Source organism: Streptomyces sp. NPDC050422, assembly GCF_044458665.1.
In the GTDB taxonomy this organism is placed as follows: domain Bacteria; phylum Actinomycetota; class Actinomycetes; order Streptomycetales; family Streptomycetaceae; genus Streptomyces.
Map to the genome: position 1 here is coordinate 43,995 of NZ_JBITIE010000010.1, position 13,470 is coordinate 57,464.

General features: G+C 69.3%; 12 protein-coding genes. 10 read left to right on the forward strand and 2 right to left on the reverse strand.

Annotation, left to right across the window (positions count from 1 at the left end; all coding sequences use genetic code 11):
* The first annotated feature begins 74 nt into the window (after positions 1 to 74).
* The 6 genes from ACIBJG_RS17040 to ACIBJG_RS17065 all read left to right on the forward strand — a co-directional run bounded on the left by ACIBJG_RS17040 (position 75) and on the right by ACIBJG_RS17065 (position 7,342).
* Positions 75 to 977 (forward strand): radical SAM protein, encoded by a 903-nt coding sequence (locus ACIBJG_RS17040; RefSeq protein WP_399308322.1) that lies wholly within the window; start codon positions 75 to 77, stop codon positions 975 to 977.
* The gene (locus ACIBJG_RS17045; protein WP_399308323.1) at positions 970 to 1,611 is read left to right on the forward strand and encodes a hypothetical protein; all 642 of its coding nucleotides are present in this window, start codon (positions 970 to 972) and stop codon (positions 1,609 to 1,611) included. Before ACIBJG_RS17040 ends, ACIBJG_RS17045 begins: the two co-directional genes overlap by 8 nt.
* Complete coding sequence (locus ACIBJG_RS17050) at positions 1,529 to 2,182, forward strand: class I SAM-dependent methyltransferase (protein WP_399308324.1); 654 nt, start codon at positions 1,529 to 1,531, stop codon at positions 2,180 to 2,182. The genes ACIBJG_RS17045 and ACIBJG_RS17050 overlap by 83 nt, the downstream gene beginning before the upstream one ends.
* 20 nt (positions 2,183 to 2,202) lie before the next feature.
* Positions 2,203 to 2,790, forward strand: coding sequence for a class IV adenylate cyclase (locus ACIBJG_RS17055; protein ID WP_399308325.1), 588 nt, complete (start codon positions 2,203 to 2,205; stop codon positions 2,788 to 2,790).
* A 207-nt stretch (positions 2,791 to 2,997) separates the two neighbouring features.
* Positions 2,998 to 6,558, forward strand: a complete 3,561-nt coding sequence (locus tag ACIBJG_RS17060; RefSeq protein ID WP_399308326.1) for a type I restriction endonuclease subunit R — start codon at positions 2,998 to 3,000, stop codon at positions 6,556 to 6,558.
* 49 nt (positions 6,559 to 6,607) lie between these two features.
* Positions 6,608 to 7,342, forward strand: coding sequence for a M48 family metallopeptidase (locus ACIBJG_RS17065; RefSeq protein ID WP_399308327.1), 735 nt, complete (start codon positions 6,608 to 6,610; stop codon positions 7,340 to 7,342).
* A gap of 105 nt (positions 7,343 to 7,447) precedes the next feature.
* Here ACIBJG_RS17065 and ACIBJG_RS17070 read toward each other — a convergent pair whose 3' ends face one another.
* Both ACIBJG_RS17070 and ACIBJG_RS17075 read right to left on the reverse strand, forming a co-directional pair.
* Positions 7,448 to 8,248 (reverse strand): alpha/beta fold hydrolase, encoded by an 801-nt coding sequence (locus ACIBJG_RS17070; protein WP_399308328.1) that lies wholly within the window; start codon positions 8,246 to 8,248, stop codon positions 7,448 to 7,450.
* A 106-nt stretch (positions 8,249 to 8,354) separates the two neighbouring features.
* Positions 8,355 to 8,690: a DUF427 domain-containing protein gene (locus tag ACIBJG_RS17075; RefSeq protein WP_399308329.1), complete on the reverse strand. Its 336-nt coding sequence runs from the start codon at positions 8,688 to 8,690 to the stop codon at positions 8,355 to 8,357.
* Between the two features lie 77 nt (positions 8,691 to 8,767).
* Between ACIBJG_RS17075 and ACIBJG_RS17080 the strand changes: the two genes are divergently transcribed.
* The 4 genes from ACIBJG_RS17080 to ligA are packed head-to-tail and all read left to right on the forward strand — an operon-like array spanning position 8,768 to position 13,361.
* Positions 8,768 to 9,307 carry a TIGR00730 family Rossman fold protein gene (locus ACIBJG_RS17080; RefSeq protein WP_399308330.1) on the forward strand — a complete coding sequence of 180 codons (540 nt, stop codon included), beginning with the start codon at positions 8,768 to 8,770 and terminating at the stop codon, positions 9,305 to 9,307.
* A gap of 38 nt (positions 9,308 to 9,345) precedes the next feature.
* Positions 9,346 to 10,035, forward strand: a complete 690-nt coding sequence (locus ACIBJG_RS17085) for an SDR family oxidoreductase (RefSeq protein WP_399308331.1) — start codon at positions 9,346 to 9,348, stop codon at positions 10,033 to 10,035.
* Positions 10,036 to 10,094: 59 nt separating this feature from the next.
* On the forward strand, positions 10,095 to 11,120 hold the full coding sequence (locus tag ACIBJG_RS17090) for a methionine synthase (RefSeq protein WP_399308332.1): 1,026 nt from the start codon (positions 10,095 to 10,097) through the stop codon (positions 11,118 to 11,120).
* A 30-nt stretch (positions 11,121 to 11,150) separates the two neighbouring features.
* Positions 11,151 to 13,361, forward strand: coding sequence for an NAD-dependent DNA ligase LigA (gene ligA, locus ACIBJG_RS17095; protein ID WP_399308333.1), 2,211 nt, complete (start codon positions 11,151 to 11,153; stop codon positions 13,359 to 13,361).
* The last annotated feature ends 109 nt before the right edge of the window (positions 13,362 to 13,470 follow it).

Here is a 13,470-nt window from a genome sequence, read left to right on the forward strand (position 1 = left end):
ACGCGGTGACGCGGTCCGGAGCCATTCCGCAAACATCAGGTCTCCCACCAGGCAACTGCCAGAAGGAGACCCACGTGATCGGGGAAATCACCGGGATCCGAAGGATCCGAATGCTGTACCTCCAGCTCTTGTACCGCTGCAACTTCGAGTGTCTGCACTGCTTCCACGGCGAACGACTCCAGCACGCCGACGCCTTCACCGCAGACGAGGCAATCAACCTCCTGACGCTGATGCGCCAGCAGTACGACACCGAGGCCGTCACCCTGCTCGGCGGCGAGCCGTTCGTCTACAAGAACCTCACCCAGGTCGTCCGGTACGCCAAGCAGGACCTGGGCATGCAGGTCGAGATCTGCACCAACGGCTACCGGATCGAGCGCCGGCTCACCGAGATCGCCCCTCACCTGGACCTGCTGCGGGTTTCGCTGGAGGGCATCGGCTCGACCAACGACCACATCCGCAAGTTCGGGAGCTACCAGAGTGCGCTGAGCGCCCTCGATATCGCCCGGGGACTCGGGGTTCGCACCGGCGCGACCATGACGGTCACCTCCCGCAACATCGACGAGGTTCTCCCCCTGGCGCGCACCCTCCAGCAGTACGGCGTAGAGCAGTTGAAGCTTCACTGCCTCCGGCCGGTCGGCAACGCCGCTGACCACCCTGAGCTCCTCGTCACCGACCCTGTCGCCTACGTCCGCCTCCGGGACCAGCTCCAGGCCGCCGAGCTGACCATCGAGGTAATCGTCGACGAGGACTTGTCCGAGCACGGCGCCCCGGAGATCTGCGCCCGTGCGGGCGGCCCGAAGCAGATCGAGCGGATCGAGGCCGACCCGCGCGGTGCGCTCACCATGTCCTGCAAGGCAGTCGGCCGGGACTCACACGCCTTCTGGTACGACAAGCTCGCCGACCACATCGACCACCGACCGTCAGACAGTGACGAGCTCACTCTCGCTGTCCCGGACGTGGTGTACGGACGTGCCTGACCAGGCACCGTTCGAGAGCCTCGAAGGGCTCCGCGGCACTGGCAAATCAACCCTCGCGCCCATGCTTGCGGCGGCACGCGGCGCCGTGCTGGTCCCGACCGTGCCACCCGCCCACCAGGCTCTGAGGCGCGAGGTGGACCGGCTGGGGAATGCCGAAGCCCGAATGTGCTTCTACCTCTCAGCCCTGTTCACAGCGGCTGATCAGATCCAGCGTTACCTGACCGCCGGCACCCCGGTCATCGTCGAAAGCTACTTCGCACGCTGCCTGGCCAATCACCGTGCTTTCGGAGCCGACCTCTCCGTAGCCCTGCCGGCTGGCCTACCGCAACCGGTCACCTACTACCTCGTCTGCGAAGAAGTTGAACGTCAACGCCGGCTCGCCAGACGCGAGAAGCCCGTCTCCCGTTGGGACGCCCTCGCTGAAATCGCAGCGGATCAGATCACCCACGCCTACACCTCGTTCCAGATGCACCGCGTAGATACCACCGGCCTTAACCCGGACGAGGTACTCCAGACCGTCCTGACCACCAACCTGCAAGGAGAGCAAGCCAGTGCAGGCACCAAGCATGTGGCGGCACACCCTCACCTTCTTCCCGCAGTTCCTCGCCGCGCTGAAGGAGAACGCGGAGCCTGACGCCACCGTGACGGTCATTGGCGCGAGTGACGGCAGACTCGTCGTGCCGCTGGCTGAGGCCGGCTACCGCGTCATCGCCATCGAACGCGACCCGATCGCCCTGCACGGCGGCGAGGTCCAACTTCCGGGTGACAAAATCGGCCACGCAATGGGGCTGATCGACCGGCTGAAACGCGAAGGGCTCTACGAACGGGTCCAGGTTGTAGAGGACGACTTCCTCGCAGCCGAGCCCCCCGCCACGCGTTGTGACGCGGTCTGGACGAGCTGCTCATGGCATTACAGTGCCAACCACCACCAGCCGCTGAGCGAGTTCGTCGACCGCATGCAGCGTCTTGTCCGGCCCGGCGGACTGTTCGGCGCGGAGTTCATGATGCCCCTCACACAACGCCAGCACATGCTTGAGCACTACACATCCCCCGAGAGACTCCGGCAGTACTTCATCGGCGACTGGGACGTCCTGCTCACCCTGCGGACCAACGAATTCGCCGAACAGGCACACGTCGGACAACTGCAGGACCACACCCACCGCATGGGCCTCCTCCTCGCCGCCCGCGCATCCACCCCCTCCTAGAACTACGGGAAGAAGGACACATGAAGCACGAGTACGAGGCGAAGTTCCTCGCCATCGATGTCGACGGTCTCCAGACCAAGCTGACTTCCCTCGGAGCCGTCCAGGCGTTCCCTCGCACGCTCCTCACCCGGAAGATCTTCGAGAACGACGCCCTCGAAGGCGGTGCCTGGATCCGGCTGAGGGATGAGGCCACCCGCTCCACGCTCACGCTGAAGCAGGTCACCGACTCCACGACGATCGACGGCACCACCGAGATCGAAACCGAGGTCTCGGACCTGCACGCTATGGCCGAGATCCTCCGCAACGTTGGCCTGCGCGAGGTCCGCTACCAGGAGAACTACCGCGAGGAATGGCGCCTGGGCGAAGTCGCCTTCGACTTCGATACCTGGCCGGACCTCCCCACATTCGTCGAGATTGAAGGACCCGACGAGGCGTCCGTCCGACAGGCAGCAGATCTCCTCGACCTCGACTACTCGGAAGCTCGGTTCGGCAGCGTCGACGAGATCTACAAGAGCGAGGCAGGCCGGGACATCCTCGCCGAGCCCACTCTCCTCTTCGCCGATGCCGACAAGCAGGATTCGGCCGAGGCAACCGCCCCGAGCGAGTGATGGTGAGTGCGGAGGCGCGTCTGTGAAAGGGGCCGTGACGCTCGGGCCATACTGGGCATCTGCCAGCCGTCACGGCCTTTCCCGCGCTGCAAGCCCATCCCCGTGTCCGCATCCCCTGGTCGATCCGGGCCCCGCCGGTAGAGTTCCGCGTACACCCATACGGGTGCGGGTGGGACGTACGGTGACGGGCGCGCGGGGAGACCAGGCATGGGGCAGCCGGAGTACGACAGGACCGAGAAGCCGCTGACCAGGCAGCTGACCGCAATGGGGTGGACGCACCTCGAAGGCGGCCCGCCGCACGGCACGGTCACCGAGCCGGGCCCTTCCGGGCGGACGAGCTTCGAGCAGGTCGTCTACGCGCAACGGTTCCGGGACGCCGTGGCTCGGATCAACCCCGGCCCGCACGGCAAGACCTGGCTGTCCGACGCCCAGCTGGATCACCTCCTCGCCCGGGTCCGGGGCAAGGCGCCGGGAATCGGAAGCCCGGGAAGAGGTGTTGCGGGCAACCTGGAGGCGACTGATCTCCTGCGCAAGGGGATCCCCTCCCGTACCGTCCCCGGCTGGACCAAAGGCAAGCCCGAGCACATCAAGCTCGTCGACTGGGACAGCGAGTTCGAGCACGGCAACGACTTCCTCGCCGTCTCGCAGTTCCGGGTGGAACGCAAGAACGCCGAACCCGTCATCCCGGACATCGTCCTGTTCGTCAACGGCCTGCCCTGGGTCGTCATCGAGTGCAAGGCCCCCCTGGTCTCCGCCAGGCAGGAACAGCGCGCGGCGCTGGACGCGGCCGTCGAGCAGGTCATCGGCTACGCAGGGGTGGACGCACCCCAGCCCGTCGCGGAGCTTGTGCGCTTCGCCCAGGTGCTGATCGGAACGGACCGGGACCACGCCGAGCTCGGCACCGTCACCGCCGACTCGCTGCACTTCGCCCCCTGGCGCACCACTCTGCCCGCCACCGAGGAACAGGTACGCGAGGAGACCGGCAGGAGCCGCGGCACCGCGCTGAGTGACCAGGACGTCCTGGTGGCCGGTGTGCTGCGGCCGGCCCACTTGCTCTCCCTGGTCCGGGACTTCACCACTCAGGCCGGGAGTGGCCCTCGTACCGTCAAGATCATCGGTCGCTACCCGCAGTTCAAGGCCGTGCACAAACTGGCCCAGCGCCTGCTGGAACGGCGCGGGAAGATCGATGCCGGTGAGCCGGTCGACCAGCGGGGCGGCGTCGTCTGGCACACCCAGGGTTCCGGGAAGAGCCTCACCATGGCCTTCCTCGTACGCCATCTCCGCAGCACATCCGGTCTCAAGCAACACAAGGTCGTCGTGGTGACGGACCGGCTCGACCTGGAGAAGCAGATCCGGGGGAGCCTCGCGGCGAGCAACCAGAAGATCTACCGCGCGTCGAGCGTGCCGCAGTCACGCCGCTACCTCGCGGTGGACGTGCCCGACCTCGTCCTCATCACGCTGCAGAAGGCGCGCAGGGCTGACTCGGAGTACGACGGCCGTGAGGAGAAGCTTCCTGGAGAGGACGACGGCGAAGGTTATCTGTACAACCGCGTCCAGAACCCGAGCCCGGACATCGTCGTCCTGATCGACGAGGCCCACAGGGGCCAGGACCAGTGGCAGCACGCCCGACTGCGCGCCATGCTGCCGAACGCCATGATGGTCGGCTTCACCGGAACCCCGATCCTCAGCGACGACCGGAAGACCACCGAAGACATCTTCGGCCCGTTCGCCGACCTCTACACCCTGCGGGATGCCGAGCGGGACGGCGCCGTGGTTCCGGTGCGCTACGAGGCGTACAGCGTTCCGCTGGAAGTGATCGAGAAGGCGGCGCTGGACGCCGAGTTCGACGAGAAGGTGCCCGAGGACCCCAAGCAGCGCGAGCGCGTCCTGGAGAAGTTCGCGCGACGTAAGGAGATCCTCGAAGCGCCCTCCGTGATCGAGGCGAAGGCCGACTACATGCTGCGGCACTGGGCGAGGAACGCGCTGCCCGACCGCTTCGGCGCCCAGCTCGCAGCCGTCTCACGACTCGCGGCCGTTCGCTACCGGGAGGCCCTCCTCGCGGCACGTGAACGTCTGGTGGCGCGGATCGACGCCCTCGAACCGGCAGACGTCCACGATCCGATGGCAGCCTTCGAGGCGGAAGGGGAAAAGCGTGAGCTGCTGGATCTGGTCGCTCACCGGGAGCTGCTCCGGTCCATCGACGCCGCTGTGGTGATCTCCGAGGCTCAGCCGAACAGCGGGCGCAAGGACCCCGAGGCGTGGAAGTGCTGGACCTCGAAGTCACAGCAGGACGGCTACATCGAGCGCTTCCAGAAGGGGCTCGGTGACCCGTTCGGCGCTGCCGAGGACCCTGCGTGGAAGGTGTCCGCCCACGGGACCTCGGCCTCCGGGCTGGGCACGCCCGGCAAAGCGAGGGAGAAGTGGCACCCGGAGGGGCGGCAGCAGCCGGACGCGCCGGTGAACGAGACAGAGGAACCGGGCGAGGCCCCCATGGCCTTCCTGGTCGTGCAGTCGATGCTGCTCACCGGCTTCGACGCCCCCGTGGAGCAGGTTCTCTACCTCGACCGCGCGCTGTCCGGCGCGGGGCTTCTCCAGGCGGTCGCTCGTACCAACCGCCCGTACCGGAACAAGCGTTGGGGGCAGGTGGTCGACTTCATCGGGATCGGTCCGGAGCTGGCCCGCTCGCTCGGGGAGTACGAGAAGGCGCACCTTCGCGAGCTGTACGGCTACGACGCGTCCGTCGACCACCTCGACAAGAAGACCTTCACGGGCCACCAGCCGGTGCGGGACCGTCTGCTGCTCCAGGCCGACGCGGCTGCCGACGCGCTGCTCGCAGATCTGCGTACCCACGTCTCCGACTTCCTGGACCGGCTGGGCATCACCTCCCTCAAGGTGGAGGAGCAGCGGGAGGACCTGCTGGCCGCGCTTGAGGACCCGTTGCTGCGCGCCGATTTCGACGAGCTCGCCCGTGACTTCCTCAGTGCCCTCAACGCCGTACTGCCGCGCCCCGAAGCCCTGAAGTACGAGGCGTTCGCAGGGCTTCTCGGTGAGGTCCAGTACCTGGTCCGCCGCCGCTACCTCGACGGTCGTGACGACTTCAGCCCGCGACGCTACGGCGCCAAGATCCGGCAGCTCATGGCACGGCACCTGAAGGTGACGGACATCGAGCAGCGCGTCCCGCCCATCGAGCTCACCGCCCCCGACTTCATGGAGCGGGTCAACGCCAACAGCGATGCGCGCACACGGGTTTCGTACATGTCCAGTTCGGTGAAGGTGCGCATCGCGGCCGAGATCGGATCCGACCGAGCCCGGTACACCCGCTTCAGCCGACGCCTCGACGAGATCCTTGAGCAGATGCGGGACGACTTCGAGAAGGCCGCCTCCGAGCTCTCCCGGCTGGTCGGAGACATGAACGAGAACGAGGACGAGGACGCAAGCGCCGGAGGAGACCTCGACCCGTGGACGGAGCGGCCGGTCCACGGACTGCTCGTACAGGAGCTGGAGGAAGGTGCAGTGACTCCGTCGGGTGCTGACCTGACGGCAGCCGCCCGCGCCCTCACCATCGAGATCGCCGGGCATGTGCGCTCACCGGACATCGTGCACCTGGCGGATACCAGGGACCGGGTCCGTAAGCACCTTCGCGGCAGTCTGGAGAGGCATGTCTCCCTGGACTGGGAGGACACCGGCCCGCTCGCCGGACTCCTGGTGGAACTGGCCGTCGAGCGCCGTGACGACTTCCTGCGGTACGGGGAGCGCAATGCACGCTGAGCGAGGGGCCTCGCAGGGAATCCGTGTTGTCGGATGGTAGGAATGCCCCGTGAGTACTCCCGTCCACCAGGCGATCGCGGCACTCCCCGTGCCCGGGGAGTGGACGTGGCAGGTCGTCGTACGGCCCCGACGGCGCACGCTGGGCATCGAGGTCGACGAGAGCGGTGACGTCCTGTTCGCCGTACCGCTGAACGCGGACCCGGCCGCCGTCGCACGGGCCGTACGGACGAGGCTGCCACGCCTGGCACGCGAGGTTCGAGACAGACGGACGAGGCCGGACGAGCCGGCCAAGGAGCTCGTTGGCGGCACGGGCTTCAGTTACCTGGGGCGACGCCACCGGCTGAAGCTCCTCCCCGCCAAAGAGAGCGGCCGCGTAAGGCTGTACCGGGGGTGGCTGGAGCTGCCTAGGCCGCGCACGGCCGACGAAGGCGCACGCCGGATCGCCCAGTGGTACGAGGCGTGCGGCACCCGGTGGCTCGCCGGGCGGCTGCCCTCGTACGCCTCACGTGTCGGACTGCCGGCGCCCCGCGTCCAGGCCCGTGACCTGGGCCCCCGGTGGGGGGCGCTTGGGCAGGACGGCGCCATCACGGTGCACTGGGCGGTGCTGCAACTGCCGCCTTCGTTGGTGGACCTCGTCCTGGTCCACGAACTCTGCCACCTGCGCGCACCCGGTCATGGAGTCGCGTTCCGTCGGCAGCTGAGACTTGTGTTTCCGGATATCGACGCCCGGGAGCAGCTGTTCGGTGATGCCGAACCAGCCCTGTGGCGTGGGGCGATTCGTTGAGCTCGCCTCACTGAGGAACATCATTTGGCCCCGCACGGCAGCGCCCGACCCCTGTACGGGCGCAGCCGCGCGGGGTGCTTCGGCCCCCCGGCCCGCCCGTGTGTCTCAGGACGCCTGGCGTACGTACACGTCCCGGGTGAAGAACTCCGCCAGCACCGGCGCGATCACCTGTGGCGCAAGCTCCCGCGTCTGCCCCGTCAGGGTGCGGTGCCGGCCCCGGGGCAGCGCGTCCGCCAGCAGGCGGGTCGCCGTCCTGGCGGTGGCCGCGCTGGAGCCGCCGCAGACCACCAGGGTCCGCGCCGACACCGAGGCGAACCGGTCGGCCGGGACCGCGCCGTCGCCCAGCACCGCGTCGTCGTACGCGAGGGTGTGTGCCACGGACTCCAGGGTCCGCCACAACGGCGACCTCCGCATCCGGGCGACCATGTCGGCCGCGACCCCCGTCGCGGTCAGGAACAGCTCCACCGCCCCGCCCCGGTCCCCGGCGGACAGCAGCCGGTGCAGCCGGGCCGTGCAGCCGGCCTTGAACGCCAGGCCCGCGGCGCCCGGGGTGTACGGCGGCTCGTGCACCGCGAGCCGGGCGACCGGGAGCCCGGCGGCGTGGGCCTCCAGGGCCAGCGCGCCGCCGGACCCGATGCCGAACACCGAGGGCCGTCCGCCCACCGCCTCCGCGACCGCCGTCAGGTCCTCGATCTCGCGCTCCACCGCATACGGCGAGCTGTCCCCGCTGGCTCCGCGGCCGCGCCGGTCGTACGTGACGACCTCGAAGCGCGGCGCGAGGAGGCGGGCCAGCGGGGCCTCGGTGTCCGCCGTGCACAGCGCCCCGCCCACGAGGATCAACGGCGGTCCCTGGCCCCGGCGCCGGTAGGCGATCAGGGTGCCGTCGCGGGAGAGAGTCTTGTCCATGTGGAGGTGGACTGCGGGGCACCGGGAAACTCATCGCTTTCCGCGAGAACTTTTTGAACGATCTCTTCCGCGCCGCTCAGAAGGGGTGTTGACGTGGTGTTGGCTGTCAGGCCGGCAGAGTCTCGGTGTCGTAGAAGCAGAAGTGGTCCTTGATCGCGGCCACTTCGTCCTTCGGGTCCGGGTAGGCCCAGACGAGGTCGGCCGCCTCCGGGCGCGACCAGTAGGAGGCGTCCCCCTTGAACGGACAGTGGGTGCGGGTCTCCGACGCCGTCAGCAGTTCCGTACGGACATCCGCGGGCGGCAGGTAGTAGCGGACCGGACAGCCCGTCTCGCGCAGCACGAGAGGGCGGCGGCTCTCGGCGAGCAGTACGCCGTCGCGGACCACGCGCACGTGCTCGGTGCCGGGCTCGACGGTGATGCGGTGTCCTCGGGTAGCAGTCATGTTCTGTTCAGCCCTGCCGCCCGCGGGTTTCTTCCCCGGATTCCGCGTTGTCGGTGGCGGGATCTAACGTGGCAGCCATGAAGATCTGCGTTTTCCTCTCCGCCGCCGACCTCGACGACCGCTACACCGTGCCCGCCCGCGAGTTCGCCGAGCTGATCGGCCGTGGTGGGCACACCCTGGTCTGGGGCGGCTCCGAGAGCGGGTTGATGAAGGTCGTCGCGGACGGTGTGCAGGAGGCCGGAGGGAAGCTGGTCGGGGTGTCCGTGGACTTCCTGGCCGCGAAGGCGCGGACCAACGCGGACGAGATGGTGATCGCGCGGGACCTCGCCGAGCGCAAGGCGCTGCTCCTGGAGAAGTCCGACGCGATCGTGATCATGGTGGGTGGTACCGGCACGCTCGACGAGGCCACCGAGATCCTGGAGCTCAAGAAGCACGGCAAGCACACCAAGCCGGTCGTGCTGCTCAACACGGCGGGGTTCTACGACGGTCTGCGCCAGCAGTTCCAGCGCATGGAGGAGGAAGGCTTCCTCCCGCTCCCGCTGACCGACCTGGTCTTCTTCGCCAAGGACGGGGTCGGCGCCCTGGCCTACCTGGAGGAATGGGCCGGCCTGCAGTGATGCGTCGGCCGTGACATGACGGGTGCGACGATGGGGGCATGTCCACTCACCTCATCACCGGTGCCGGTTCCGGCATCGGCGCAGCCGTCGCCCGCCGTCTCACGGAGCGCGGGGACGAGCTCGTCCTGCTGGCCCGTGACGCGGGCCGCGCCAAGGAACTGGCCGCACTCCATCCCGGCGCCCGCACGATCGTCGGCGACCTGTCCAACCCGGACCGGCTCTCCTGGGCCTTCGGCCAGCAGTCGATGCCGGAGCGGCTCGACTCGCTGCTGCACATCGCGGGCGTCGTCGAACTCGGACGCGTCGGCGAGCTCACCCCCAAGGCCTGGCACTTCCAGCTCAACGCCAACCTCATCGCCCCGGCCGAGCTGACCCGCCTCCTCCTGCCCCAGCTCCGGGTCGCCCAGGGCCACGTCCTCTTCGTCAACTCCGGTGCCGGGCTCGCCGCGCACGCCGAGTGGGGCGCCTACGCGGCGAGCAAGCACGGCCTGAAGGCCCTGGCCGACTCGCTGCGCCACGAGGAGCACGAGAACGGGGTGCGGGTGACGTCCGTGTACCCGGGCCGCACCGCCAGCGCCATGCAGGCCAAGGTCCACCAGCAGGAGGGCAAGGAGTACGACCCCGCCCGCTGGATCGACCCGGAGTCCGTCGCCACCACGATCCTGATGGCCCTCGACCTGCCTCGCGACGCCGAGGTCAACGACCTCACCGTGCGTCCCGGCCGCTGAGGTCAGCGCGGGTATCGGCCGCTGACGGTCCCCGCCGGGAACGGCCGTAGGCTTCCCGCGTGAGCGAGAAGAGCAAGTTCAGCGGTTGCCCGGCCACCGGAATCGGATCGATGCCCGGAGGAGACGCACGGGAGGCGGCGAAGACCGTCACCGGATCCTTCGGTGACGGCCAGGGCGTGCCGTACCTGGCGGAACTGCCCGCGCGCGGCCCCGGCGCGGACATGATCGGGCGGACCATCGGGCTGCTCGTAGAGATGTACGGACACGTCGAGCCGAGCGGCTGGCGCATCAGCGACCGGCCGGGGCGCGACACCCGCCGGGCCCGGTCCTGGCTCGGCGAGGACCTCGACGCGCTGGAGGAGTTCACCCAGGGGTACGAGGGCCCGCTCAAGGTGCAGGCCGTCGGGCCGTGGACGCTGGCAGCCGCGCTGGAGCGCCGGAGCGGCGAGGCCGTACTCGGCGACCCCGGAGCCTGCCGCGACCTGGCGGGCTCGCTCGCGGAGGGGCTGCGCAACCACCTCGCCGAGGTGCGGCGCCGGATGCCCGGTGCACGCGTGATCCTCCAGCTCGACGAGCCGTCGCTGACCGGGGTCCTGCTCGGACGGGTCAGGACGGCGAGCGGCTACCGCACCTACCGGGCGGTGGACCGCCAGGTCGTCGAGGACACACTGCGCGAGGTGCTGGGCGTGGCCGGCGACGGAGCCACGGTCGTGCACACCTGCGCCCCCGATGTGCCCTTCGCGCTGCTGCGCCGGGCCGGGGCCGACGGGATCTCCTTCGACTTCTCGTTGCTCACCGAGCGTGAGGAGGAGGCGATCGGGGAAGCCGTCGAGGGCGGCACCCAGCTGTTCCTCGGGGTCGTGCCCGGCACCGACCCGGGCTCGGGCGGATTGTCCGACCCGGGCGGTAGCGTCATGGGTGTCAGGACGCTGTGGCGCAGGCTGGGGCTGAATCCGGGGACTCTGACCGAGTCCGTGGCGATCACCCCCTCGTGCGGTCTCGCGGGTGCCTCGCCCGCGTACGCGCGAGCCGCGCTCGCCCACTGCGCCCGGGCCGCGAAATCGCTCGCAGACAACCCTGAGTAACGGGGCACTGGGTAACGGGAGGACGGGACGATGACCGGCGAACAGCAGACGCCACTGCCGGGCGCACAGGAGACGGCGGTGCCGGCGGAGGCCCGGGAGCGGCACGTGCTCCTCGCCGAGCAGGTCGAGGAGCACCGCTTCCGCTATTACGTGAACGACCAGCCGGTCGTCAGCGACGCGGAGTTCGACCGGCTGATGCGTGAGCTGGAGGCACTGGAGGACGCGCACCCGCCGCTGCGCACGCCCGACTCGCCGACCCAGAAGGTCGCCGGGCCGTACCGGACGCAGTTCACCTCCGTCGAGCACCGCGAGCGGATGCTGTCCCTGGACAACGCCTTCGACGACGAGGAGCTGGCCGCCTGGGGCGAGCGGATCGCCCGGGACGTGGGCGCCACCGGCTACCACTTCCTGTGCGAGCTCAAGATCGACGGCCTTGCGGTCAACCTCACCTACGAGCACGGCCTGCTGACCCGGGCCGCGACCCGGGGCGACGGCCGTACCGGCGAGGACATCACGCCCAACGTCCGCACGATCGCGGAGATCCCGCACCGGCTGAAGGGCGACCGGATCCCGGAGCTCGTCGAGATCCGCGGCGAGGTCTTCTTCCCGATGGAGGGATTCGAGGAGCTGAACGCCCGGCTGGTCGAGGCCGACGACAAGCCCTTCGCCAACCCGCGCAACGCGGCGGCCGGTTCGCTGCGCCAGAAGGACCCCAAGGTCACCGCCACCCGGCCGCTGCACATGGTGGTCCACGGCATCGGCGCCCGCGAGGGCTTCGACATCGACCGCCTCTCGCACGCCTACGAGCTGCTTCACGAGTGGGGCCTGCCCACCGCCAAGTACAACAAGGTGGTGGACTCCCTCGCCGGCGTGCGGGAGTTCATCGCGTACTTCGGCGAGCACCGGCACTCCGTGGAGCACGAGATCGACGGAGTCGTCGTCAAGCTCGACGAGATCCCGCTCCAGGGCCGCCTCGGCTCCACCTCCCGCGCACCGCGCTGGGCGATCGCCTGGAAGTACGCGCCGGAGGAGGTCAACACCAAGCTCGTCAACATCCGCGTCGGCGTCGGCCGCACCGGCCGCGTCACCCCGTACGCCCAGGTCGAGCCGGTCGAAGTGGCGGGCTCCGAGGTGGAGTTCGCGACCCTGCACAACCAGAACGTGGTCCGGGCGAAGGGCGTTCTGATCGGCGACACCGTCGTGCTCCGCAAGGCGGGCGACGTGATCCCGGAGATCCTCGGCCCGGTCGTCGACCTCCGCGACGGCACGGAGAAGGCGTTCGTCATGCCCACGCACTGCCCCGAGTGCGGGACGGAGCTGAAGCCCATGAAGGAGGCGGACGTCGACGTCCGCTGCCCCAACGCCCGCTCCTGCCCGGCGCAGCTGCGGGAGCGGGTCGCCTATCTGGCGGGCCGCAAGTGCCTGGACATCGACCACTTCGGATATGTCGCCGCCGCAGCCCTGACCCGGCCGCTGGAGCCCGCCGACCCGCCGCTGCGCGACGAGGGCGACCTCTTCGGGCTGACCGTCGAGCAGCTGCTGCCCATCCGCGCCTACGTCCGCGACACGGACAGCGGACTGCCCAAGCGGGACCCGAAGACGGGCGAGGAGAAGATCGCGACGGTCTTCGCCAACCAGCAGGGGGAACCGAAGAAGAACGCCCTCTCCATGCTGGAGGCCATCTCCGCTGCGAAGGAGGCCCCGCTGGCCCGGATCCTCACGGGGCTCTCCATCCGCCACGTCGGGCCGGTCGCCTCGCAGGAGCTGGCGCGCCAGTTCCGGTCCATGGACCGGATCGAGGAGGCCACCGAGCAGGAGCTGGCCGACGCGGACGGGGTCGGGGGGATCATCGCCGCCTCGGTCAAGCAGTGGTTCGCCGAGGAATGGCACCGCGAGATCCTGCGCAAGTGGCGGGAGGCCGGGGTCCGGATGGAGGACGAGGGCGCAGGCGAGGACGAGGGGCCGAGGCCGCTCGAAGGACTCACCGTCGTCGTCACCGGCACCCTGACCGGCCACACCAGGGACGGCGCGAAGGAGGCGCTCCAGAGCCGCGGGGCGAAGGTCACCGGTTCCGTCTCGAAGAAGACCTCCTTCGTCGTCGTCGGCGACAACCCCGGGTCGAAGTACGACAAGGCGATGCAGCTGAAGGTGCCCGTGCTCGACGAGGACGGCTTCGCGGTGCTGCTCGAACAGGGGCCCGACGCGGCGCGCGAGGCCGCGGTCCCGCCCGAGGATCAGTAGGAGGGAGCCGGCGAAGGCCGCGTCGGACGCCGGAGAGTGAGGGCGGGATGACACACCGTCGGATTCACCCGATCGGCGCATAGCAGATGCTGACGGGTGGTCGGTTCGC

Bases quoted from the DNA above. Each gene is read 5' to 3' on its own strand.
- ACIBJG_RS17070 (WP_399308328.1), bottom strand. From the start codon at position 8,248: ATGGACAAGACTCTCTCCCGCGACGGCACCCTGATCGCCTACCGGCGC.
- ACIBJG_RS17075 (WP_399308329.1), bottom strand. From the start codon at position 8,690: ATGACTGCTACCCGAGGACACCGCATCACCGTCGAGCCCGGCACCGAG.
- ligA (WP_399308333.1), top strand. From the start codon at position 11,151: ATGACCGGCGAACAGCAGACGCCACTGCCGGGCGCACAGGAGACGGCG.
- ACIBJG_RS17085 (WP_399308331.1), top strand. From the start codon at position 9,346: ATGTCCACTCACCTCATCACCGGTGCCGGTTCCGGCATCGGCGCAGCC.
- ACIBJG_RS17055 (WP_399308325.1), top strand. From the start codon at position 2,203: ATGAAGCACGAGTACGAGGCGAAGTTCCTCGCCATCGATGTCGACGGT.
- ACIBJG_RS17080 (WP_399308330.1), top strand. From the start codon at position 8,768: ATGAAGATCTGCGTTTTCCTCTCCGCCGCCGACCTCGACGACCGCTAC.
- ACIBJG_RS17060 (WP_399308326.1), top strand. From the start codon at position 2,998: ATGGGGCAGCCGGAGTACGACAGGACCGAGAAGCCGCTGACCAGGCAG.